Consider the following 21987-nt stretch of genomic DNA (forward strand, 5'->3'; position numbering starts at 1 on the left):
AGGGCGGTGTCGACAGTTCGGGCCGTCCATCCGTGTCTGGCCGTTCTTGCCCCGGCGCCTGGCCGCCGGCGATTTTGCCGCAATCCGTCCCGCGTCGAAAAGCACCGACTCAGACAGGTATCCCGTGACGACGACAGCGACAACCAGCTCGACCGGAAGAAATAGTGGGAAGAAGAATCGGAACACGACCGGAGAAGCGACGCCGGACTCGTCCGTCGATACGACCACAAGCACGGCGGTGGAAACGGGCCGGGGCAGGCGGGTGAATTCGGGGCAGCGGACGCCCGCGGCGCGGCTCGCCTTCGGCATCACCGAGGTCACCGCGCCCACCGTGCTCGTCACCGGGCTGCTGGCGGTGGTCGCCCAGCATGACGCGCCGGACCTCGGCCACGGCGCGCTCTGGGGTGTCATCGCCGTCCTGTTCGGAACGGCCGTCCCGATGAGTTTCGTTTTCTACGGCGTCCGCCGCCGCCGCTGGTCCGACCACCATGTGCCGGAGCGCAGCAAGCGGATGCAGCCGATGCTGTTCGGCTGCGCGTCGGTCGCCGTCGGCTATGTGCTGCTCCGCGTGACGGATGCTCCGAAGGACATCGCCACCGTGTACGCCGCGATGATCACCGAAGCGCTCATCCTCACCGCCATCACACGGTTCTGGAAAATCAGCGGCCATGTCGCGGCCGCGGCGAGCTGTGCCACCGTCCTCACGTTCGTGTACGGGCCGGCGCTCGCCCTCACCTGGGCGGCGGTGCCCGTCATCGCCTGGGCGCGCGTCCAGACCCGGAAGGCACGGCTGGCAGAGGCCCACGCGGAGGGCTCCGCGGACGACCACGACGAGCTGGACGGCCACACCCCCGCACAGACCGTAGCCGCCGCGCTCGTAGCAGCAGCGATAGTCACCACCGCCTACGTGACAATCGGAGGCCTCTGACGCGACCCGGATCGCGGCGAGCCGGGTGGGGGCCGCTTCGAAGCGTGTTGCGTGAGCGGCGCGTGGAGTGGCTCAGACAACTCGCTTCGAGGGCGCTCCGCGGCCGAGCGCCGCGCGGTGGAGATCGGGACGGACGCGACCATCCGGAAAGGTCGGCGAGGATAGTGAGGTACCGCGCATACGGCTCTCCGCCATCAGTCGCGATCCGCACCTGATGAAAGAAGCCGATCCGCCCAACAGCGCCGGCGCCGCCATCCGCCAGAAGGTGCAACACCCCGACAACCCGGCCGAACAGGAAAGCAGGCCGACCACCCCGCTGGCCCACCAGGACCAACCAAAGTAAGCCAGGCCCATCCAGCCGACCCGAACCTGGGCCAACCACCGCAAGCAAGAAGCCACCCGCCGAAGGGGGCCAACCACCGCAAGCCAGTCGAACCCATCCAGCCAAACCCGAACGGGGCCAACCACCGCAAGCCGAGAAGCCATCCGCCGAAGGGGGGCCCGGGGGGCACCGCCCCCCGACCAACATGACACGACGCCACGGCTCAGGCCAAAAGCCTGAGCACACCACACCCCAAGTCGTGTGCCCCCGGCAGGATTCGAACCTGCGCACCCGCCTCCGGAGGGCGGTGCTCTATCCCCTGAGCTACGGGGGCTCCAGGGCAAGCAGGCATACCGTACCAGGTGGGATCGGCAGACTGTCCAACGCCGTGCCCGTAAGCTTCGGCCGTGTACTTCACCGCCCCCCGGGTGCTCGTCGTCGACGACGACGCCGTGATCCGTCAGCTCGTGGTCGTCAACCTCGAACTGGAAGGCTTCGAGGTGCACACCGCGGTCGACGGCGCGGACTGTCTCGAGCGCGTCCATGAGATCGCGCCGCATGTGATCACCCTCGACATCATGATGCCGAGGGTGAACGGCTGGGACGTCGCGGCGCGGCTGCGCGGCGATCCCGTGACCGCCGACATCAAGGTGATCATGCTGACCGCGCGTGCCCAGGAGGCGGACGTCAAGCGTGGTGCCCGGCTGGGTGTCGACTACTACCTGACCAAGCCGTTCGACCCGGACATGCTCATCGGGGTGGTCAGCAGGCTCGCCGCGGGCCAGCCGGTCTGAGTCCGGTCCGCCGCGAGTGCGTCGGGCGGGGCGTGTTCGGCGCGCGGGAGTTCGTGCGAGGTGTCCCCTCGTGGCATTCCGGGAGCGCCGGCAGCCGGGGCTTTCGGGTCGTTCGGGGCGCGCGACCTGGGCCGTCCCATCGGTGGGCGGGCCGATGACCGCTGGATGGTTGGTACGCGGGGGAACCGGTCGGACGCCGCGCGCCGATAGCATCGCGACATGACCCCCGCCGAGCTCGCCGACACCATCGTCGCGGCCGTTCGGGCTGCCGTCGCGAACGGCGACCTGGAAGTGGCCGTGCCCGACTCGGTCACCGTCGAGCGACCGAGGCAGCCCGAGCACGGAGACTACGCGTCTCCGGTCGCCCTGCAGCTCGCGAAGGCGGCGCGCCGCCGGCCCCGGGAGGTGGCCGAGCTGCTCGCCGCCCGCCTGCGGGCCGAGGCGGGTGTGGCGGAGGTGGAGGTCGCCGGCCCGGGCTTCCTGAACATCCGGCTGGCCGGTGCGGCCCTGGGCGGCATCGCCCGCCGGATCGTCCGGGACGGCGAGTCCTACGGCCGCGCCGCGGTGTCCCAGGGCGTCCGGGTGAACCTCGAGTTCGTCAGCGCGAACCCGACCGGCCCGGTGACACTGGCGTCCGCGCGCTGGGCGGCGGTGGGCGACGCGCTTTCCCGGGTGTTCGCCGCGGCGGGCTACGAGGTCGGCACCGAGTACTACGTCAATGACGCCGGTGTGCAGGTCGAGCGGTTCGGCGCGTCGGTGCTGGCCGCGCTGCGCGGCCAGCCGGCTCCCGCCGACGGCTACCAGGGCGCCTACGTCGCCGAGATCGCCGCGAAGGTCCTGGCGGCGAACCCGGCTCTGGAGCAGCTCCTGGCCGCCTCCGGCGGCGAGCAGGACAGCGGCGCCGAGCAGGACAAGGCGCTCGCGGTCTGCGCCCGCGACGGCGTGGAGCTGATGCTTGCCGAGATCCGCGCGACGCTTTCGGGGTTCGGGGTCGAGTACGACCTGTGGAAGTCCGAGCGCAGCCTGCACGAGGCGGGGGAGCTCATCGCCGCGATCGACGAGCTGCGCACCCAGGGCCACGTCTACGAGGCTGGCGGTGCGGTCTGGCTGCGCACCACCGACTTCGGCGACGACAAGGACCGCGCTCTGATCAAGAGTGACGGTCGGCCCACCTACTTCTGTGCCGACGCGGCCTACTACCGCGACAAGCGGCGCCGTGGCTTCGACCGGCTCTGCTACCTGCTCGGAGCCGACCACCACGGCTACATCGGCCGGCTGAAGGCGATCTCGGCCTGTTTCGGCGACGATCCCGACCACAACCTCGACGTGCTCATCGGCCAGATGGTGACGCTGTCGCGGGGCGGCGTGGCGGTGAAGATGTCCAAGCGGGCAGGTAACTTCCTGACCCTGCACGACCTTGTCGACGCGGTGGGGGTCGACGCGGCCCGCTACTCGCTGGTGCGCGCGTCGATGGACTCCGCCCTCGACCTCGACCTGGACGCGATCGCGCGGCAGACGAACGACAACCCGGTGTTCTATGTCCAGTACGCCCACGCCCGGATCAGTTCGCTCATCCGGAACGCCGCCGCCCTGGGTCTGGCGACCTCCGCGGATCCCGCGTTCGACGTCGACGGGGTCGACGTGTCGCTGCTGACCCACCCACGCGAGGTCGACCTGCTGGGCGCGCTCGGCGAGCTGCCGCGGGTGGTCGAGTCGGCGGCGGAGCTGCGCGCGCCGCACCGTATCGCGAGGTACCTGGAGGAGTTGGCCGGGACGTACCACCGCTTCTACGACTCCTGTCGCGTGCTTCCGCAGGGCGACGAGGAGCCCACGGCGATCACCGCGGCTCGACTGCTGCTGGCCGAGGCCACCCGGACCGTCCTGGCGAACGGCCTTCGGCTGCTGGGCGTCAGCGCGCCGGAACGGATGTGAGAGGCGAATGACGATCGACGGCGGGCGCGGTTTCGGGCGCCCGATGAGGATCGCGATGCTCGGCTGCGGGGTCGTCGGAACCGAGGTGGTGCGGCTGCTGGGCACGCACACCGAGGATCTGGGCGCCCGGGTGGGAGCGCCGCTGGAGATCGTCGGGATCGCGGTCCGCGATCCCGACCGGATTCGTTCCGCAGCGGTGGATCGGGAGCTGCTCACCACCGACGCGGGCGCACTGGTCGCCCGCGACGACGTCGACATCGTGATCGAGGTCGTCGGCGGGATCGAGCCGGTGCGGAGCTGGCTGCTGTCGGCGCTGCGGTCGGGCAAGTCGGTGGTCAGTGCGAACAAGGCCCTGCTGGCCAGCCACGGCTCCACGCTGCACGACGCCGCGGCGGCCGCCGGCGTCGACCTGTACTACGAGGCGGCGGTGGCGGGCGCGATCCCGTTGCTGCGCCCGCTGCGCGAGAGCCTCGCCGGGGATCGGATCCGCCGCGTCCTCGGCATCGTGAACGGGACGACGAACTACATCCTGACCCGCATGGACGAGACCGGGGCCTCGTTCGCCGAGGCGTTGGCCGAGGCCGGTGAGCTCGGGTACGCCGAGGCCGACCCCTCCGCCGACATCGACGGGTTCGACGCGGCGGCCAAGGCGGCGATCATCGCCCAGCTCGCCTTCCACACCCGGGTGACGATCGATGACGTCTACCGGGAGGGGATCGGCGCGGTCACCGCCGCCGACATCGCCAGTGCCCGCGAGCTCGGGTGCACGATCAAGGCGCTGGCCATCGCCGAGCGTGCCGGTGACCGGCCCGGCGTGAGCGTGCGGGTCCATCCGGCGATGATCCCGCGCTCGCATCCGCTGGCCGGGGTGCGCGAGGCGTTCAACGCGGTCTTCGTCGAGGCCGAGGCCGCCGGGCAGCTCATGTTCTACGGTCGTGGTGCCGGCGGCGCGCCGACCGCCTCGGCCGTTCTCGGTGACGTGGTCGCGGTGGCCCGCAACCGGATCGCGGGCCGGCAGGGGCCGGGTGAGTCCGCCTACGCGGCCCTGCCGATCCTGCCGATGGGCCCCACGATCACGAGCTACCACGTGCAGCTGGACGTCACGGACAAGGCCGGGGTACTCGCCGCGGTGGCCGGCGCGTTCGCCCGGCACGATGTGTCCATCAGAAGCGTCCGTCAGGACGGCCGCGGCGACGACGCCAGCCTCGTCCTGGTCACCCATCCGGCCGCGGATGCGGCGCTGTCCACGACCGTCGAGGACCTGCGGGTTCTCGACGGGGTGCGTGCGGTGTCGGGCGTGGTACGGGTCGAGGGAGTTGAGTCATGACCACGATGTCGTCGATGCCGGTTTCGAGCGACCCGGCCGGCAGCAGTGCCCCCGAGCGCGCGTCGCGGGCCTGGCGGGGGATCATCGAGGAGTACCGGGACCGGCTGCCCGTCACCGCCGACACACCGGTGATCACCCTGCGGGAGGGCGGCACCCCGCTGCTGCACGCGGACCATCTGTCCGAGCTGACCGGATGTGATGTTCATCTCAAGGTCGAAGGTGCCAACCCCACCGGCTCGTTCAAGGACCGCGGCATGACGGTCGCGATCAGCCGGGCGGTGGGAGAGGGCTCCCAGGCCGTCATCTGCGCGTCCACCGGCAATACCTCGGCCTCGGCCGCGGCGTACGCCGCCCGCGCCGGGCTGACCTGCGCGGTGCTGGTTCCCAGCGGCAAGATCGCCCTCGGCAAGCTCGCGCAGGCCCTGGTGCACGGCGCGCGCCTGCTCCAGGTGGAGGGGTCGTTCGACGACTGCCTCCGGGTCGCCCGCGAGCTGGCCGACACGTTCCCGGTCACGCTGGTGAACTCGGTCAACCCGCACCGCCTGGAGGGGCAGAAGACCGCCGCCTTCGAGATCGTCGAGGCGCTCGGCCACGCGCCCGACGTGCACTGCCTGCCGGTCGGGAACGCGGGTAACATCACCGCCTACTGGCGCGGCTACGTCGAGGAGGACACCCGGATCCGGTCCGGCCGGCCGCGGATGTTCGGGTTCCAGGCGGCGGGCGCGGCGCCGATCGTGCGGGGCGAGGTGGTGACCTCGCCGCAGACCATCGCCACGGCCATCCGCATCGGCAACCCGGCCTCCTGGGATTTCGCGACCGACGCGCGGGACGCCTCCGGCGGTCTGATCGACGCGGTCAACGACCGGCAGATCCTGGCCGCCTACCGGCTGCTGGCGCGCCGCGAGGGCGTCTTCGTCGAGCCGTCCAGTGCCGCCAGCGTCGCCGGGCTGCTCGCCACGTACGCCGACGGCCGGCTGAGCCCGGGCCAGCGGGTCGTCTGCACCGTCACCGGCAACGGGCTGAAGGACCCGGACTGGGCCATCAGCGGCGCGGCGAAGCCCGAGACCATCCCGCCGACCGTGGCCGGCGCCGCCAGGGCCCTCGGCCTGCAGCGGTCGTGACGACCGCCGACGGCCTCGCCGCCGGTGCCGCCGGCAGCGCCTCGGGAAGCGGTACGGCCAGCGCGTCGGCGAATGCCTCCGTCAGCACACGGGTGAGCACGATCGTCAGTGCGTCGGCGAGCGTGACGGTGAGCACCACCGGGCCGGGTGGAGGCCGTCCGCCGGGCGCGGTCCGCCTGCGGGTCCCGGCCACGAGCGCCAACCTGGGTCCGGGCTTCGACGCGCTGGGCCTGGCACTCGGGCTGTACGACGAGGTGTCCGTGCGGCTGACGCCGTCCGGGCTCTCCATCGACGCGGTCGGCCCGGACGCTGTCCCCGCGGACGAGGCGCATCTGGTGGTCCGGGCGATCCGCGCCACCTTCGACGAGCTGGAGTGGGCGCAACCCGGGCTCGCGCTGCGCTGCGTGAACCGGATCCCGCACGGGCGGGGTCTCGGTTCGTCCGCCGCAGCGATTGTGGCCGGAGTCACAGCCGCCGACGCCCTCGCCGGCGGGCCGCTCGGTCCGGCCGGGCGGCTGCGGGTGGCCAACGCGATCGAAGGGCATCCGGACAACGTCGCGGCGGCCCTGCTCGGTGGCCTCACCGTCGCCTGGTACGAGGGCGATGTGCCGCGGTCCCTCCGGGTGGCACCGCTCGGCGAGCTACGGCCCGTGGTGTTCGTCCCATCGCGACGCCAGTCGACCGAGCAGGCCCGGGGCGCTCTCCCGAAGCAGGTCCCGCATGCCGACGCCGCGGTGAACATCGGCCGCGCGGCGCTGCTCGCGCTCGCGCTGTCCGGCGCGGAACCGGCGGCCGGCGCTGGCGAGGAACGCTCGCGGCTGCTGCTGACCGCGACCGAGGACCGGATGCACCAGCCGTACCGCCTTCCCGCCATGCCCGCCTCCGCGGATCTGGTCGGACGGCTGCGCGCCGCCGGCATACCGGCCGCGCTGTCGGGTTCCGGGCCGTCCGTGGTGGCGCTCGGGGTCGGTGGCGGACAGGCCGCGGCGGCGATCGGCGTTGCCGCCCCGGGCTTCTCGGTCGTCCCGCTGGCTGTCGACACCGAGGGTGTTCGAGTCGAGGCGGTCGACTCCTCGGAGTGATTATGGTACTCCGCTGCGTTCCTGGATGCTGGCTCAGGGGTCGCGCGGACCCCCGCGGAGGGCTCCAAGCTGTCATCAGGGAGTCCCTCGTGGTGTCATCGGGAAGTCCAGAGGTCTCTAGGTTGTTGCCGAGGTGTCTCCGTCTGGATAGTCTGATGACTGCACCCGCTGCGCCGCGGCGCGTGCTCGCCCCGCCAGCCTGATCTGGTACGCGGTGGTGGCCTTGCTGCAGTGGAGCCTCACCGCAGCGGTTGGCCTCGCACGGTGGCCGGTCCTGGTCAGGGATCCCGGTGCTTCAGACCTCGTCGCCGTTGCCTCGGCTGGCGTACCGGCACCCGTCGGCGGGAAATCGGGTTCGCTCGCGGCTGTCGGCCGTCAGCGCCTTTCATGGGCGCGTTGCTCGCCGTCCGAATGGCGCTACATCTCCTTCATCCGGCATGTGCGCAGGCGAAGAAAGTTCACACGCTACGCCCGGCCCGAGAAGCCGGTTCCTTCCAGGAAGGAAAACCTTGAGCGACACCACCGACGTGCTGCCCGACAGCGCACGTGAGTCTGCGGCGCCTGCCTCGCCCGTCGACAGTTCCGCCGTGGCCGGCGCGACGTCCGTAGACACCGTCGTCACGACTCGGTCGAACGGCAACCACGCCGTCCGGCCCGCGTCGGTCGACGTCCCCGCGGACGGGCCTGACGCGTCCTCCGCCCCCCGGCGCCGGCGTTCCGGTACCGGTCTGTCCGCGATGCTCCTGCCCGAGCTGCAGGCCATGGCTTCCCAGATGGGCATCCCCGGGGTCGGCAGGCTCCGCAAGGGCCAGCTGATCGCGGCGATCCAGAACGTCCAGAACGGTGAGGTGGCCTCCAGATCGGTGCCGTCGGCCTCGTCGCCGACCTCCCAGCCCGCGTCCGCGCCGGCCTCCGTGGCCCCGGCCGCGCAGGGCGCTCCGCCCGCGGCGGCTCCCGCCGCGGACGCGGTGAGCTCCGCGCCCCGGGCGGCGGCCGGCTCGGTCGCTCCCGTCCAGGAGACGAGCGGTTCCAGCGGCGCCGAGGCGACCACGGGCGGCTCCGTTTCCGGCTCCGCGGCAGAGACGTCGTCGGCCCCGACCCGTGTGCGCGGGCGGCGGGGCGCCTCTCGTGGCGTCACGAGCCCCGCGGGCGAGCAGCAGACACTGCCGACCGGTCCGGGGGGTGCGGAGTCGTCCGACGACACCGCCCGCCCGCAGGCCGCCGCGGCTGCCGCGGACGGCCCGGCGGTGACCGCGCCCGCCGCGGCGCCCGTCTCCGTCCGCGCCGGGACGAACGGCTCCGAGAGCCCCACGCGCGGTCGTGACGACCGCCGCGAGCGCTCCGGTGACCGGGACCGCTCCGGCGGCGACCGGGACCGTTCGGGTGACCGTGACCGTTCCGGCGGCGACCGGGACCGTTCCGGCGACCGCCAGGGCCGCTCACAGCCGGCCGGCGACCGCGACCGGAACGACCGTGCCGACCGCAGCGACCGTGCCGACCGTGCCGACCGTGCCGACCGTGCCGACCGCAGCGATCGTGCCGACCGCAGCGACCGTGCCGGTTCAGACCGGTCCAGGACGGTCGAGCGCACCCAGCCGGGCGACCGTGCACCCCAGGGCGGCGTCCAGGACGACGACGAGTTCGGCAGCCGGCGCCGCGGCCGGTTCCGGGAGCGCGGCCGCAACCGCGGCCGCGGCGGGCAGGGCGGCACGACCGAGACCGAGCCGACGGTGCGCGAGGACGACGTCCTCGTCCCGGTGGCCGGCATCCTCGACGTGCTGGACAACTACGCCTTCGTCCGCACGAGCGGCTACCTGACCGGCCCGACGGACGTGTACGTGAGCCTCGCCCAGGTCCGTCGCAACGGCCTGCGCCGCGGCGACGCGATCACCGGGGTGGTGCGCGCGCCGCAGGAGGGCGAGCAGCGCCGCGACAAGTACAACGCGCTGGTCCGGCTGGACACGATCAACGGGATGGAGCCGGAGGAGGCCCGCGGCCGGCCGGAGTTCCACAAGCTCACCCCGCTCTACCCGCAGGACCGCCTGCGGCTGGAGACCGAGCCGCACATGATGACCACGCGGGTCATCGACCTGGTGATGCCGATCGGCAAGGGCCAGCGCGCGCTCATCGTGAGCCCGCCGAAGGCCGGCAAGACGATGGTGCTCCAGTCGATCGCCAACGCGATCACCACGAACAACCCGGAATGCCACCTCATGGTCGTCCTCGTCGACGAGCGGCCCGAGGAGGTCACCGACATGCAGCGGTCGGTGAAGGGCGAGGTCGTCGCCTCGACCTTCGACCGCCCGCCGGCCGACCACACCAACGTCGCCGAGCTGTCCATCGAGCGGGCCAAGCGGCTCGTCGAGCTCGGCCACGACGTGGTCGTGCTGCTCGACTCGATCACCCGGCTGGGTCGCGCCTACAACCTCGCGGCGCCGGCGTCGGGGCGCATCCTGTCCGGTGGTGTCGACTCGACGGCGCTCTACCCGCCGAAGCGGTTCCTCGGCGCGGCGCGCAACATCGAGAACGGCGGCTCCCTGACGATCATCGCGACCGCGCTGGTCGAGACCGGTTCGACGATGGACACGGTGATCTTCGAGGAGTTCAAGGGCACCGGTAACGCCGAGCTCAAGCTGGACCGGAAGATCGCCGACAAGCGGGTCTTCCCGGCGGTGGACGTCGACGCCTCCGGCACCCGCAAGGAGGACATCCTGCTGGCCCCCGACGAGCTTGCGATCATGCACAAGCTCCGCCGGGTCCTGCACACCCGGGAGCCGCAGCAGGCGCTCGACCTCCTGCTCGACCGGCTGAAGCAGACCAGGACGAACTACGAGTTCCTGATGCAGATCGCGAAGACGGCACCGCCCCAGGACTGACCGCCGCCCGGCGGCAGCCCCCGGCCGGGCCCGGGAACACCAGGGCCCGGCGGCGGCGTTGCCGTCGGCGGCTGGCTGGTCCGGCCCGGGTCACCGGGTCTGGCACACTGGCGACAACCGGCTCCGGTTCACGCCGTCCGCTCCCGCGGCGGCGACCCGGCGGCCACATCGGAAGAGGGATCATGAAGGCTGATATTCACCCGCAGTACCACGAGACCACGGTGACCTGTACGTGCGGCAGCACGTTCACCACGCGGTCGACCAAGGAGAACGGCGCCATCAGCGCCGAGGTCTGCTCGCAGTGCCACCCGTTCTACACCGGCAAGCAGAAGATCCTCGACGTCGGTGGTCGGGTCGAGAAGTTCGAGCGGCGCTTCGGTCGCCGGCAGCCGGGCCAGAAGGTCGGCGGCGCGAAGTAGGTCGTCCTCGGCGCCCGTCCCGGATCCCCGGGCGGGCGCCGTTCGCGTCCCGACGACCTGAAGGAACCCCTGATGACCTCCCCGCTCGCGGGCATGATCGCCGAGCACGCCGACATCGAGAAGCGGCTCGCGGATCCGGACATCCACAACGATCCGGCGCGGGCCCGGGAGCTGACGCGCCGGTACGCCGAGCTCGCCACCCCCGTCGACCTCGCACAGCGGCTGGAGCGCGTCGAGGGTGACCTGGAGACCGCCCGCGAGTTCGCCGAGCAGGACCCGTCGTTCCGCGACGAGGTCGTGGCCCTCGAGGCGAGCCAGGCCGATCTCGCCGCCCGCCTGCGGGCCTACCTGGTGCCCGTCGACCCCGACGACAGCCGGGACGCCATCCTCGAGGTCAAGGCCGGCGCGGGCGGTGAGGAGTCCGCGCTGTTCGCGGGCGACCTGCTGCGCATGTACCTGCGCTACGCCGAGCGGCGCGGGTGGCGCACCCAGATCCTGGACGCGAACCCCAGCGACCTGGGCGGCTACCGGGACGTCAGTGTGGCCGTCAAGTCCCGCGGGACGGCGGCCCCCGGCCAGGGGGTCTTCGGCCGGCTGCGGTTCGAGGGCGGTGTGCACCGGGTGCAGCGGGTGCCGGTGACCGAGTCGGCGGGGCGGATCCACACCTCCGCGGCCGGGGTGCTGGTGCTGCCCGAGGCAGCCGACGTCGACATCGAAGTCGACCCGAACGATCTGCGGATCGACGTGTTCCGCTCGTCCGGGCCGGGCGGCCAGAGCGTCAACACCACCGACTCGGCGGTGCGCATCACGCACCTGCCCACAGGGGTGGTCGTCTCCTGCCAGAACGAGAAGAGCCAGCTCCAGAACAAGGAGTCGGCGATGCGCATCCTGCGGGCCCGGCTGCTCGCCGCGGCGCGGGAGAAGGCCGAGACGGCGGCGGCGGCGGCGCGGGCGAGCCAGGTGCGCACGGTCGACCGCTCGGAGAAGGTCCGCACCTACAACTTCCCCGAGAACCGGATCAGCGACCACCGCATCGGCTACAAGGCGCACAACCTGGAGGCCGTGCTGGACGGCGACCTCGACGCCGTGATCGAGGCCCTGACCGAGGCGGACCTGGAATCCCGGATGGCGGCCACGCCGTGACAGGCCCGGCCGCGTCCACGACGCGGGCCGACCACGCGGACGCCACGCTCGCCGTCGAGCTCGCCGCCGCGACGGCCCGGCTGGCCGCGGCCGGTGTCGCCAGCCCCCGCGGCGACGCCGAGCAGCTGGCGGCGCACGTGCTCGGGGTGTCGCGCGGCCGGCTCGCGCTGGTCACCCGGGTCGAACCGGCCGCGGCCGGCGAGCTGCGCGCGCTGGTGGAACGGCGGGCGAGCCGGGTCCCACTGCAGCACCTGACCGGCCTCGCCGGCTTCCGCCACCTGGACATCGCCGTCGGGCCCGGAGTGTTCATCCCCCGCCCGGAGACCGAGTGGGTGGCCGAGTGGGCGATCGCGGCCCTGCGATCGCCCGACGCGGTCGTGGCTGGACGTCCAATCTGTGTTGATCTTTGTGCGGGTTCGGGGGCGATCGCCCTGTCGGTGGCCGACGAGGTGCCGAACGCCGAGGTGCACGCGGTGGAGCTGGAGCCGGCGGCGCTCGGCTGGCTGCGCCGCAACGTCGAGCGCACGGGCCTGCCGGTGCGGGTGCACCAGGCCGACGTCGGCATCCCGCGGTCGCCAACAGACGCGGGCAGGCCGGTCGCGCCGGTCGGCACGGTCCTGACTGACCTCGCGGGACGGGCCGACGTCGTCATCAGCAACCCGCCGTATCTGCCCGATCATGAACGGCCGAGGGTCGAGCCCGAGGTCGGCCGGCACGACCCGCCAGCGGCCCTGTGGGGCGGGCCCGACGGCCTGGACGGGCCGCGCGCGGTCGTGGCCGCCGCCGGGGGACTCTTGCGGCCAGGCGGTTTACTGGTCATGGAACACGCGGACGGACATGGCCAGACGGTGCCCGCGCTGCTCGCCGGTGAGGGCTGGTGGGCTGGTTCGTGGTCCGAAATCGTGGATCATCCCGATCTCGCCGGGCGGGACCGGTTCGTCACCGCCCGCTGGAACCCGCCGGGGCCGCGCCCGCCGCGCGGCGCCGGAGAGGACGTGTGATGCAGGTTTTCGACTGCTCCGACGAGGGGCAGCGCAAGGCAGGGCTGGACGCCGCCACCGACGCGGTGGGCCGCGGCAAGCTCGTCGTGCTGCCGACCGACACCCTCTACGGGATCGGCGCCGACGCGTTCAACCGGGACGCCGTCACCGCGCTGCTCGCGGCGAAGGGGCGCGGGCGGAACATGCCGGTGCCCGTGCTGGTCGGCTCGTGGCGGACCCTCGACGGCCTGGCCGAGCAGGTCACGGGGCACATCCGGGATCTCGTCCGGGCGTTCTGGCCCGGTGGGCTGACGCTGGTCGTCAACCACGCACCGTCCCTGCGCTGGGATCTCGGCGACGCCCGGGGGACGGTCGCCGTCCGCATGCCGCTGCACCCGGTGGCCATCGAGCTGCTCGGGCGCACGGGGCCGATGGCCGTCTCCAGCGCCAACATCAGCGGACGTCCGCCGGCGACGAGCGCCGTCGACGCGGTGGCGCAGCTCGGAGGTGCCGCCGCGGTCTACCTGGACGGCGGGACCACGCCGGTGGGCACCGCGTCGACGATCGTGGACTGCACGGGGCCGGTTCCCACTGTGGTCCGTGAGGGGGCGGTCGACCTCGCGGCACTGCGTTCGGTGCTGCCCCTCGTGCGGGAACCGGCCGCCCGCTGACCTGCGCGCGGACCGCTGTGCGCCGCCCGCTGACCTGCGCGGGCCGGCCGCCGTCCCGGGCCGGCCGCCGGCTGGGCCCCGCGCGAGCCGGCGGCTGAGCCTGCGGGCGACGCGCGGGCCCGGGGCGGCCGGTCATATCCTGGGCATCGAGCCGGCGGGAGGTGGGTCATAGTGAGTACCCCGTTCTGGGGCCCGGACTTCGACCAGCTGCGGGCCACCGATCCGGACATCGCCGCGGTCGTGGTCGACGAGTTGGAGCGGCTGCGCGGCGGCCTCCAGCTCATCGCGAGCGAGAACTTCACCTCGCCGGCGGTGCTCGCGGCGCTCGGCTCAACGCTGTCGAACAAGTACGCCGAGGGCTACCCGGGGCGCCGCTACTACGGCGGGTGCCAGGTGGTCGACCGCGCCGAGGAGATCGGCATCGCGCGGGCCCGGGAGCTGTTCGGTGCCGAGCACGCGAACCTGCAGCCGCACTCGGGCACGCAGGCGAACTTCGCCGTCTACGCCGCCCTGCTCACACCGGGGGACACTGTCCTGGCGATGTCGCTGCCGCACGGCGGGCACCTGACGCACGGCAGCCGTGTCAACTTCTCCGGGCGGTGGTTCGACGTCGTGGCCTACGGGGTCCGGGAGGACACCGAGCTCATCGACTACGACCAGGTCCGTGAGCTGGCCCTGCAACACCGGCCCAAGATGATCATTTGCGGGGCGACGGCCTACCCCCGCCGCATCGACTTCGCCGCGTTCCGCTCGATCGCCGACGAGGTCGGCGCCTGGCTGATGGTGGACGCGGCGCACTTCATCGGGCTGGTCGCCGGCGGCGCGCTGCCGAGCCCGGTGCCGCACGCCGACGTCGTCAGCTTCACCACGCACAAGGTGCTGCGCGGCCCGCGCGGCGGCATGATCCTCTGCCGGGAGGAGCTGGCCGCCCGCATCGACAAGGCGGTGTTCCCGTTCAGCCAGGGCGGGCCGCTGATGCACGCCGTCGCGGCGAAGGCGGTGGCGCTCAAGGAGGCCGCGACCCCCGAGTACGCCACCTACGCCCACCAGGTGATCGCGAACGCGCAGACCCTCGCCGAGGGGCTGGCGGCCGAGGGTGTCCGGCCGGTGGCGGGCGGCACCGACACCCACCTGACCCTGCTCGACCTGCGGGAGCTCGGCGTGACCGGCCGCGACGCCGAGGCACGCTGCGACGCGGCGGGCATCACGCTCAACAAGAACGCCATCCCGTACGACCCGCAGCCGCCCGCGATCTCCTCCGGCATCCGGGTGGGCACTCCCGCGGTGACGACGCAGGGCATGCGGGAGGGCGAAATGAAGGAGATCGCCGGTCTGATCGCCCGTGCGGTGCGTGACCCGTCCGCGGCGGCTGACGTCTCCGCCGCGGTGTCCGTGCTCGTCGACCGTCACCCGGCCTATCCGAGATAGCCGGGCGGCCGCGGGCGACCGCGCCGGCTGGCGCACGATGAGAGCCCGGGGCAGCGCAGGATGAAACGGCGGAACAGGTAGGGATGCGCGAGTATCTGCTCGTCTTCGCGGTGGCGGCGGCGGTCACCTTCCTCACGACGCCGATCGCCCGCTGGATCGCCTTCCGTGTCGGGGCGGTCGCCCGGCCCCGGGCCCGGGACGTGCACGCGACGCCCACCCCGCGGCTCGGTGGCCTGGCGATGTTGGCCGGGCTCTATGCGGGCCTCGAGGTGGCCGATCAACTGCCGTTCCTCTCCGTGGTCTCCCAGGACTGGTCGGAGACTCGTGCCGTCCTGGTCGCCGGCACGCTGATCTGCCTGCTGGGGGCGGCCGACGACCGCTGGGAGCTGGACTCGCTGACCAAGCTCGCCGGTCAGGTCGCGGCCGCCGGCGTCATGGTCCTGCTCGGCGTGCAGTGGTCCTTCGCGATCGACCGGAACAGCGAGACCACACTCAGCTTCGGGCCGGAGACCGCCGTCCCGCTGTCCATCTTCGCCACGCTCATCCTGGTCAACGCGATGAACTTCATCGACGGCCTGGACGGGCTGGCCGCCGGGGTCGCCGCGATCGCGGCCGGTGCCACGTTCTATTTCGCCTACCAGATCGCGGTGATCAACGGCTTCTACCGGGCCTCACCGGCCGCGCTGCTCGCCGCGGTCACCGCCGGGGTGTGTGTCGGCTTCCTTCCGCATAATTTCAACCCGGCCCGCCTGTTCATGGGGGATTCCGGCTCGATGCTCATCGGGCTGCTCTCGGCCGCCTCGATGATCTCGGTGACCGGTCAGGTCGCGTACGGGGGTTACGCTGGACCCTCCCAACAGCTTCCGTCGCTGATTCCGCTGGCCATCCCGCTGGCGGTGCTGGCCGTCCCGGTGCTCGACTTCGGGCTCGCGGTCATCCGGCGGACGAAGGCGGGGCGCTCGCCGTTCGCGGCAGACAAGATGCACCTGCATCATCGAATTCTTTCGATTGGCAACTCCCACGTCAGGGCGGTTCTGCTGATGTACTTCTGGGCCGCGCTCGTCGGCTTCGGGGGAGTGGCGGCCTCCTTCTCCGACTCGCCGCTGCCGATCCTCGCCGCCACCGTCGGCGTGGGGCTGCTCGCGCTGCTCGCCCTTCTTCTGACGGGCCAGCGCGCGGCCCGGCGCGCATGATCGCCGCGGCTCGCCCGGCGCTGCGCGCCGGGTTGTGCACGATGGCGGTGCTGCTGGCTGTGGTCCTTGTACTGACCGGTGCCATTCGGGGCGCGGCCGGAATCGCCGGCGGAGTCCTCGCGGTCGGCCTGGTGGCGGCGTTCTTCGCGCTCGGCAAGCTCGCCCTGGTCGCGGTCGCCCGGCGCGGCGCCACCACGATGCTGCTGCCGGCCGCGCTCGGGATCTACGCGGCGAAGGTCGCCACTCTGGGGGTCGTCCTGGTGGCGCTGCGCGACGCGACGGCGATCGACCTGCCCAGCTTCGCCTGGTCGATCATGGCCGCGACACTGTGCTGGGTGGGCGCCGAGGTCTGGGCCGCCACCAGGCTGCGCGTGCCGTTCTACGATCCGGCGACCTTCGATCCGTCCCGCGTCGCTCCGCTCGATCCGTCGCGGGTCGCTCGCCCCGGCGGCCCCGTCCGGGGGAATCCGTCATCCGCGGCCGCGCGCCCGCCGCGGGCGTCCGGCGAACAGCCGTAGACCGTGGCGGCCGCCACCGCGATGACCGGCGGCCGTGCGCCCAGCCGGGGGCCGGGTGCGGATCGGCCGGCGGCCGGTGCGGACCAACCGGGGGACCGGCGAGGACAGGCCGCCGGACCGGTGAGGACGAGCCTCGGGGCGGCCGGGGATCAGCGGATCAGCGGTGAGCCAGGATTAGGAACAACGTGATGGCGAACGGCACCAACGGGCCCGATCGTGAAGATTCGGGCAAAAAGGACAATAGTGAAAGGGAAGAAAGACTAAGCTCGGGCTCGGCCGCGTCACCGAATCCACCGCCGGGCGAAGCCTGGGGTGTCATCGGCACGCTCATCGCCGGCGGCGGCTTCTGGGGGTTGGTCGGTCTGGGGATCGATCGGCTCGCCGGCTTCGACGCCCTGTTCTTCCCGATCGGGCTCATCGTCGGCATCATCGCGTCGCTCTATCTGGTCATCTACCGGTTCGGAGCCCGCCGCTGACGGCGCTCAGAGCAGTGTGTCGATGACGTAGTGTGACAACATGTCCAAAAACCCAACGGAAGATGAACGTTCGACTGTCTGTCGGAGATCTTAGTCCTGCAACCAGTGCTCTCCAGCGCCCGGGCAGATAGCATCTGCCCTGTCGAAGAGCGTCGTGAAGATGCCTTCGACACAGGACGTCCCCGCGTCGAACGCGCCGGGTCCGGGACAGCGTGTCCCTTGCCGCCGGGGCTGTGAGCGGGTCGCGTCCGACGGTCATCCGCGTGTCTTCGATTGCCCGGAGCGGCGGCCCATCCCGTATAGGGTGAGGTCGATCCGACCCCGGGGGGATCGCGAACTTTGTCAGCATGAATGATCTTGGAGGTATCGGAAGTGCCGAGCGGATCGGTGCTCATGGCGGCCGATGACGGCTTCCACGGGCCGACTCCCGATGTCTTCAAGCCGAAGAGCTGGTTCGAGTTCGACCTGGGCCCGATCGACTTCTACTTCAACAAGTGGTCCGCGCTGACTCTGTTCGTCGCGCTGTTCGTCGGCGGCTTCCTCTGGCTGGGGTTCCGCAAGGCGACGCTGGTGCCGCGCGGGCTCCAGAACTTCTGCGAGTCGATCTACGACTTCGTCGATCTCCAGATCGCTCAGAACGTCATCGGCGAGCGAGGCAGGACGTTCTCCCCGTACCTGACAATTCTCTTCTGCTTCATCCTGGTCTCCAACGTCATGGCGGTCATTCCGGTCGCGCAGTTCCCGACGACGTCGCGAATCGCGCTGCCGATGATCCTCGCCGCGGTGAGCTGGTTCATCTTCAACATCGTCGGTATCCGCGAGCACGGGGCCGGTACCTACTTCAAGGACATGCTGGTGCCGGCGCCGACCGCGCCGCTGTTCGTGAAGGTCATCCTGGCTCCGATCGAGTTCGTCTCGACGATGATCGCCCGCCCCGCCACCCTCGCCATCCGGCTGTTCGCCAACATGTTCGCCGGCCACATGCTGCTGCTGGTCTTCGCGTTGGGCGCCGACTACCTGCTGCCGAAGCCCCAGTTCGTGTTCGGGCTGGTCTCCGGCCTGATGGCGATCGCTCTCACGCTGTTCGAGCTGATGATCGACGTGCTGCAGGCCTACATCTTCACGGTCCTCACGGCCGCCTACATCGGCGGCGCGATCTCCTCGCACGGCGGCGGAGACCACGCGGCGGACCACTCCCCGATCCACGGCCACGAAACAAGTGCGCCGGTCACCGCCGCTGGCGCGGTGGCGCGGGCCTGAACCTGAATCGACCCACGCGCACCGTGGGAGAGCCCCGGTGCACCGACCACAGAAGGACGGATCCCTACGATGTCTCTTTCCGCGGCCACGTTGCTCGCCGCTGATGACGCGATCAGCGGCAACATCGGCACGGTGGCCTACGGCATCGCGACCCTCGGCCCTGGCATCGGCGTCGGCATCATCTTCGGTCTGGGTATCCAGGCCATCGCCCGCCAGCCCGAGGCCGAGCAGGTGGCCTTCCGTTACATGCTGATCGGCTTCGCCGTCGTCGAGGCGCTCGCCCTCATCGGCTTCGTCGTGCCGTTCGTCTTCACCTGATCCGGGGCGCCCTGTGCTGCAGAATCTAGTTCTAGCCGCCGCCGAAGAAGGCGCGGAACACGAGGACAGCGTCCTTGTGCCGCCGCTCGCCGAGCTGATCGTCGGCCTGCTGGCCTTCGGTCTTCTCGTCGGATTCTTCTTCTGGAAGATCTACCCACAGATCCGTAAGACCTATGCCGAGCGGGCCGAACGTATCGAAGGTGGTCTCAACCGCGCCGAACGGGCGGAGCGCGAGGCACAGGCCCTGCTCGAGCAGTACCGTTCCCAGCTCGCCGAAGCACGCTCGGAGGCGGCTCGCATCCGCGAGGACGCACAGGCACAGGGACGGCAGATCGTCGAGGAGCTGCGCACGCAGGTGCAGCAGGAGGTCGCCGAGATCCGCGAGCGGGCGGACGCGGCGCTGGTCGCGGAACGTGCCCAGGTCGTGGCCTCCGTGCGCCGTGAGATCGGTGAGATCGCGCTCGAGCTCGCGACCCGGATCGTCGGCCGCGAGCTGGAGAACGACACCCGCCAGCGGCAGCTCGTCGACGACTTCATCGCGGGTCTCGACGAGGCTCCGCAGCCTGACGCCGTCCCGGCCGGGCCGGGAGTCTGACGGTGGAGGGAGCCAGCCGGCAGTCGCTCGCCGCCGCCAGGTCGGTCCTCGACCAGGTGACGGCGGTGCCGATCGGCGCAACCGCCGGTACGGTCGCGCCCGAGGTCCGTCGGATCGCCGGCGATCTCAGCGCGGTCGCCACGCTCGTCGGGGGCGAGCCGACGGTTCGGCGCGCCCTCACCGACCCAGGCGCGCCGCCCCAGTCGCGGACGGGCCTCGCGGCCCGTCTGCTCGGCGGGCAGATCAGTCAGGGGGCGCTCGCCGTCGTCTCGGCGGCCGTCGCCGGCCGCTGGTCGCGTCCCGCCGACCTCCGGTACGCGCTCGAGGAGCTCGCCGTCGAGGCGACGCTGGCGGAGGCGGAGGCGGCCGACGCCCTCGACGAGGTCGAGGACGAGCTGTTCCGGTTCGGCCGGATCCTCGGCCAGAACCCGCAGCTCTCGCTCGCCCTCACCGACCCGGCGGCGCCGACGTCCGCGAAGGTGGGGCTGGTGACGCGGCTGCTGTCCGGCCGCGCCCACCCGGTGACCCTGCGGCTGGCCGAGCAGGCGGTGGCCGACCGCGAGCAGGGTGACATCGAGCGGCGCCTGGAGCAGCTGAGCCGGATCGCGGCCGCCCGCCGCGGGCGGGTGGTCGCCGTCGTCCGTACCGCGACCGTGCTCGACGCCGACCAGATCGCGCGGCTGAAGGCGGCGATCAGCCGCTTCTTCGGCCGGCAGATCCAGCTCCAGATCGATCTCGACCCCGCTGTCCTCGGTGGTGTCGCCGTGCGGGTCGGTGACGAGGTCGTGGACGGCACCGTCCTGCGCCGCCTCGCGGCAGCCCGCCGCGGGCTGACCCGTTAGGCCGCGGAGCGCGATGGGTGAGCTGAAGCCGGGACCGATCCCAGAACCGGCAGAGACGACCGATGACCAGATCCACGCCAGCCATGAAGGACCAACGCGATGACTGAGCTGTCCATCCGGCCGGAGGAGATCCGCGACGCCCTCCGGGAGTACGTCGACTCCTTCCAGGCCACCTCCGGTGACCGGGAGGAGGTCGGCCGTGTCGTCGTGACCGGTGACGGGATCGCGCGGGTCGAGGGCCTTCCGCACACCATGACCAACGAGCTGCTGGAGTTCTCCGGCGGTGTGCTGGGACTGGCCCTCAACCTCGAGGTCGGCGAGATCGGCTGCGTCATCCTCGGCGACGCCGAGCACATCGAGGAGGGCCAGGAGGTCCGCCGGACCGGCGAGATCCTCGCCGTCCCGGTGGGCGACGGCTTCCTCGGCCGGGTCGTCGACCCGCTCGGGCGCCCGATCGACGGCCTCGGTGACATCGCCGCGGCCGGCACCCGGGCGCTCGAGCTGCAGGCCCCGTCTGTGGTGCAGCGCCAGCCCGTCAAGGAGCCGCTGCAGACCGGCATCAAGGCCATCGACGCGATGACCGCCATCGGCCGGGGTCAGCGTCAGCTGATCATCGGCGACCGGCAGACCGGGAAGACCACCGTCGCGATCGACGCGATCATCAACCAGCGTGACAACTGGGCGAGCGGTGACCCGAAGAAGCAGGTCAAGTGCGTCTACGTGGCCATCGGCCAGAAGAAGACGACCATCCGCGAGGTGGTGAACACCCTCGAGGAGGCCGGCGCGCTGGCCTACACGACGATCGTCGCCGCCCCGGCCGACCAGCCGGCGGGCTTCAAGTACATCGCCCCGTACACCGGCTCGGCGATCGGGCAGTACTGGATGTACAACGGCCAGCACTCGCTGGTGGTCTTCGACGACCTCTCCAAGCAGGCCGAGGCGTACCGCGCGATCTCGCTGCTGCTTCGCCGCCCGCCGGGCCGTGAGGCATACCCGGGCGACGTCTTCTACTTGCACTCCCGTCTGCTGGAGCGCTGCGCGAAGCTCTCCGACGAGCTCGGGGGCGGGTCGCTGACCGGGCTGCCGATCATCGAGACCAAGGCCAACGACATCTCGGCCTACATCCCGACGAACGTCATCTCGATCACCGACGGCCAGATCTTCCTGGAGTCGGACCTGTTCAACCAGGGCGTCCGCCCGGCGATCAACGTCGGTACCTCGGTCTCCCGAGTGGGCGGCAGCGCGCAGGTCAAGGCGATGAAGTCCGTCGCCGGCCGCCTGCGCCTCGACCTGGCCCAGTACCGCGAGCTGGAGGCCTTCTCGGCCTTCGGCTCCGACCTGGACAAGGCCTCCCGCGACCAGCTCGCCCGCGGTGCCCGGCTGGTGGAGCTGCTCAAGCAGCCCCAGAACAAGCCGTTCTCCGTCGAGCGCCAGGTCGTGTCGATCTGGGCCGGCACCACCGGCAAGCTGGACGACGTGCCGGTGGAGGACATCCGCCGCTTCGAGGCCGAGTTCCTCGACTTCGTCGGGCGGACCCACGGCGCCATCTACGACACCATCGTGAACACCGGGAAGCTCGGTGACGACCTCGTCTCCTCCCTGGAGTCGGCCATCGCCGAGTTCAAGGAGCAGTTCACGCTGTCGAGCGGCAAGCAGCTGGTGAACGAGGCGGCTCCCGAGGCGCTCGACCCGTCCGCGGTGGAGCGCGAGGAGATCGCCGTCCACCACCGCAAGCCGTCCGACGAGACCGCGGGTCACTGAC

At 71.7% G+C, this 21987-nt stretch carries 20 protein-coding genes and 1 tRNA gene; 20 read left to right on the forward strand and 1 reads right to left on the reverse strand.

Annotation, left to right across the window (positions count from 1 at the left end):
• Nucleotides 1–262: 262 nt before the first annotated feature.
• Complete coding sequence (locus FRANEAN1_RS04895) at nucleotides 263–928, forward strand: hypothetical protein (RefSeq protein ID WP_041253703.1); 666 nt, start codon at nucleotides 263–265, stop codon at nucleotides 926–928.
• Between the two features lie 584 nt (nucleotides 929–1512).
• On the opposite strand, the gene FRANEAN1_RS04900 is transcribed toward FRANEAN1_RS04895, so the two are convergent.
• Nucleotides 1513–1584 (reverse strand) — tRNA-Arg (locus FRANEAN1_RS04900).
• Between the two features lie 73 nt (nucleotides 1585–1657).
• Between FRANEAN1_RS04900 and FRANEAN1_RS04905 the strand changes: the two genes are divergently transcribed.
• The 19 genes from FRANEAN1_RS04905 to atpA all read left to right on the forward strand — a co-directional run bounded on the left by FRANEAN1_RS04905 (nucleotide 1658) and on the right by atpA (nucleotide 21986).
• The gene (locus FRANEAN1_RS04905; RefSeq protein ID WP_020458642.1) at nucleotides 1658–2044 is read left to right on the forward strand and encodes a response regulator; all 387 of its coding nucleotides are present in this window, start codon (nucleotides 1658–1660) and stop codon (nucleotides 2042–2044) included.
• Between the two features lie 219 nt (nucleotides 2045–2263).
• Complete coding sequence (gene argS / locus FRANEAN1_RS04910) at nucleotides 2264–3976, forward strand: arginine--tRNA ligase (protein ID WP_020458643.1); 1713 nt, start codon at nucleotides 2264–2266, stop codon at nucleotides 3974–3976.
• Between the two features lie 7 nt (nucleotides 3977–3983).
• Entirely contained in the window at nucleotides 3984–5303 is a 1320-nt protein-coding gene (locus FRANEAN1_RS04915) for a homoserine dehydrogenase (protein ID WP_020458644.1), read from the forward strand.
• On the forward strand, nucleotides 5300–6424 hold the full coding sequence (gene thrC, locus FRANEAN1_RS04920; protein WP_020458645.1) for a threonine synthase: 1125 nt from the start codon (nucleotides 5300–5302) through the stop codon (nucleotides 6422–6424). Before FRANEAN1_RS04915 ends, thrC begins: the two co-directional genes overlap by 4 nt.
• A complete protein-coding gene (gene thrB, locus FRANEAN1_RS04925) occupies nucleotides 6421–7506 on the forward strand; it encodes a homoserine kinase (RefSeq protein ID WP_157472339.1) in 1086 nt (361 codons plus the stop codon). Before thrC ends, thrB begins: the two co-directional genes overlap by 4 nt.
• Before the next feature lie 509 nt (nucleotides 7507–8015).
• Nucleotides 8016–10382, forward strand: coding sequence for a transcription termination factor Rho (rho, locus tag FRANEAN1_RS04930; RefSeq protein WP_041253704.1), 2367 nt, complete (start codon nucleotides 8016–8018; stop codon nucleotides 10380–10382).
• A 182-nt stretch (nucleotides 10383–10564) separates the two neighbouring features.
• Nucleotides 10565–10801, forward strand: a complete 237-nt coding sequence (rpmE, locus tag FRANEAN1_RS04935) for a 50S ribosomal protein L31 (protein WP_018502318.1) — start codon at nucleotides 10565–10567, stop codon at nucleotides 10799–10801.
• A 72-nt stretch (nucleotides 10802–10873) separates the two neighbouring features.
• Nucleotides 10874–11944 carry a peptide chain release factor 1 gene (gene prfA, locus FRANEAN1_RS04940; protein ID WP_020458648.1) on the forward strand — a complete coding sequence of 357 codons (1071 nt, stop codon included), beginning with the start codon at nucleotides 10874–10876 and terminating at the stop codon, nucleotides 11942–11944.
• The gene (gene prmC, locus FRANEAN1_RS04945; protein WP_020458649.1) at nucleotides 11941–12945 is read left to right on the forward strand and encodes a peptide chain release factor N(5)-glutamine methyltransferase; all 1005 of its coding nucleotides are present in this window, start codon (nucleotides 11941–11943) and stop codon (nucleotides 12943–12945) included. Before prfA ends, prmC begins: the two co-directional genes overlap by 4 nt.
• Nucleotides 12945–13595, forward strand: a complete 651-nt coding sequence (locus FRANEAN1_RS04950; RefSeq protein ID WP_020458650.1) for an L-threonylcarbamoyladenylate synthase — start codon at nucleotides 12945–12947, stop codon at nucleotides 13593–13595. Before prmC ends, FRANEAN1_RS04950 begins: the two co-directional genes overlap by 1 nt.
• A 171-nt stretch (nucleotides 13596–13766) precedes the next feature.
• A complete protein-coding gene (glyA, locus tag FRANEAN1_RS04955; RefSeq protein WP_020458651.1) occupies nucleotides 13767–15023 on the forward strand; it encodes a serine hydroxymethyltransferase in 1257 nt (418 codons plus the stop codon).
• A gap of 83 nt (nucleotides 15024–15106) precedes the next feature.
• On the forward strand, nucleotides 15107–16216 hold the full coding sequence (locus tag FRANEAN1_RS04960) for an MraY family glycosyltransferase (RefSeq protein WP_020458652.1): 1110 nt from the start codon (nucleotides 15107–15109) through the stop codon (nucleotides 16214–16216).
• Entirely contained in the window at nucleotides 16213–16734 is a 522-nt protein-coding gene (locus FRANEAN1_RS04965; RefSeq protein ID WP_041253705.1) for a hypothetical protein, read from the forward strand. The genes FRANEAN1_RS04960 and FRANEAN1_RS04965 overlap by 4 nt, the downstream gene beginning before the upstream one ends.
• Nucleotides 16735–16922: 188 nt before the next feature.
• Nucleotides 16923–17210: an AtpZ/AtpI family protein gene (locus tag FRANEAN1_RS43025; RefSeq protein WP_020458654.1), complete on the forward strand. Its 288-nt coding sequence runs from the start codon at nucleotides 16923–16925 to the stop codon at nucleotides 17208–17210.
• A 372-nt stretch (nucleotides 17211–17582) separates the two neighbouring features.
• Nucleotides 17583–18470, forward strand: a complete 888-nt coding sequence (gene atpB, locus FRANEAN1_RS04975) for a F0F1 ATP synthase subunit A (RefSeq protein WP_020458656.1) — start codon at nucleotides 17583–17585, stop codon at nucleotides 18468–18470.
• Nucleotides 18471–18539: 69 nt separating this feature from the next.
• A complete protein-coding gene (locus FRANEAN1_RS04980; protein WP_020458657.1) occupies nucleotides 18540–18788 on the forward strand; it encodes an ATP synthase subunit C in 249 nt (82 codons plus the stop codon).
• Nucleotides 18789–18801: 13 nt separating this feature from the next.
• Entirely contained in the window at nucleotides 18802–19383 is a 582-nt protein-coding gene (locus FRANEAN1_RS04985; RefSeq protein ID WP_020458658.1) for a F0F1 ATP synthase subunit B, read from the forward strand.
• Between the two features lie 2 nt (nucleotides 19384–19385).
• Nucleotides 19386–20225: a F0F1 ATP synthase subunit delta gene (locus tag FRANEAN1_RS04990; RefSeq protein ID WP_020458659.1), complete on the forward strand. Its 840-nt coding sequence runs from the start codon at nucleotides 19386–19388 to the stop codon at nucleotides 20223–20225.
• Nucleotides 20226–20324: 99 nt separating this feature from the next.
• Complete coding sequence (atpA, locus tag FRANEAN1_RS04995) at nucleotides 20325–21986, forward strand: F0F1 ATP synthase subunit alpha (protein ID WP_020458660.1); 1662 nt, start codon at nucleotides 20325–20327, stop codon at nucleotides 21984–21986.
• Nucleotide 21987 lies beyond the last annotated feature (1 nt).

The organism is Parafrankia sp. EAN1pec, assembly GCF_000018005.1.
GTDB lineage: Bacteria > Actinomycetota > Actinomycetes > Frankiales > Frankiaceae > Parafrankia > Parafrankia soli.

Coding starts and splice junctions, on each gene's coding strand:
- FRANEAN1_RS04950 (WP_020458650.1), top strand. CDS start 12,945: ATGCAGGTTTTCGACTGCTCCGACGAGGGGCAGCGCAAGGCAGGGCTG.
- FRANEAN1_RS04980 (WP_020458657.1), top strand. CDS start 18,540: ATGTCTCTTTCCGCGGCCACGTTGCTCGCCGCTGATGACGCGATCAGC.
- prfA (WP_020458648.1), top strand. CDS start 10,874: ATGACCTCCCCGCTCGCGGGCATGATCGCCGAGCACGCCGACATCGAG.
- thrC (WP_020458645.1), top strand. CDS start 5,300: ATGACCACGATGTCGTCGATGCCGGTTTCGAGCGACCCGGCCGGCAGC.
- atpA (WP_020458660.1), top strand. CDS start 20,325: ATGACTGAGCTGTCCATCCGGCCGGAGGAGATCCGCGACGCCCTCCGG.
- FRANEAN1_RS04960 (WP_020458652.1), top strand. CDS start 15,107: ATGCGCGAGTATCTGCTCGTCTTCGCGGTGGCGGCGGCGGTCACCTTC.
- rpmE (WP_018502318.1), top strand. CDS start 10,565: ATGAAGGCTGATATTCACCCGCAGTACCACGAGACCACGGTGACCTGT.
- FRANEAN1_RS04915 (WP_020458644.1), top strand. CDS start 3,984: ATGACGATCGACGGCGGGCGCGGTTTCGGGCGCCCGATGAGGATCGCG.
- argS (WP_020458643.1), top strand. CDS start 2,264: ATGACCCCCGCCGAGCTCGCCGACACCATCGTCGCGGCCGTTCGGGCT.
- FRANEAN1_RS04965 (WP_041253705.1), top strand. CDS start 16,213: ATGATCGCCGCGGCTCGCCCGGCGCTGCGCGCCGGGTTGTGCACGATG.
- FRANEAN1_RS43025 (WP_020458654.1), top strand. CDS start 16,923: ATGGCGAACGGCACCAACGGGCCCGATCGTGAAGATTCGGGCAAAAAG.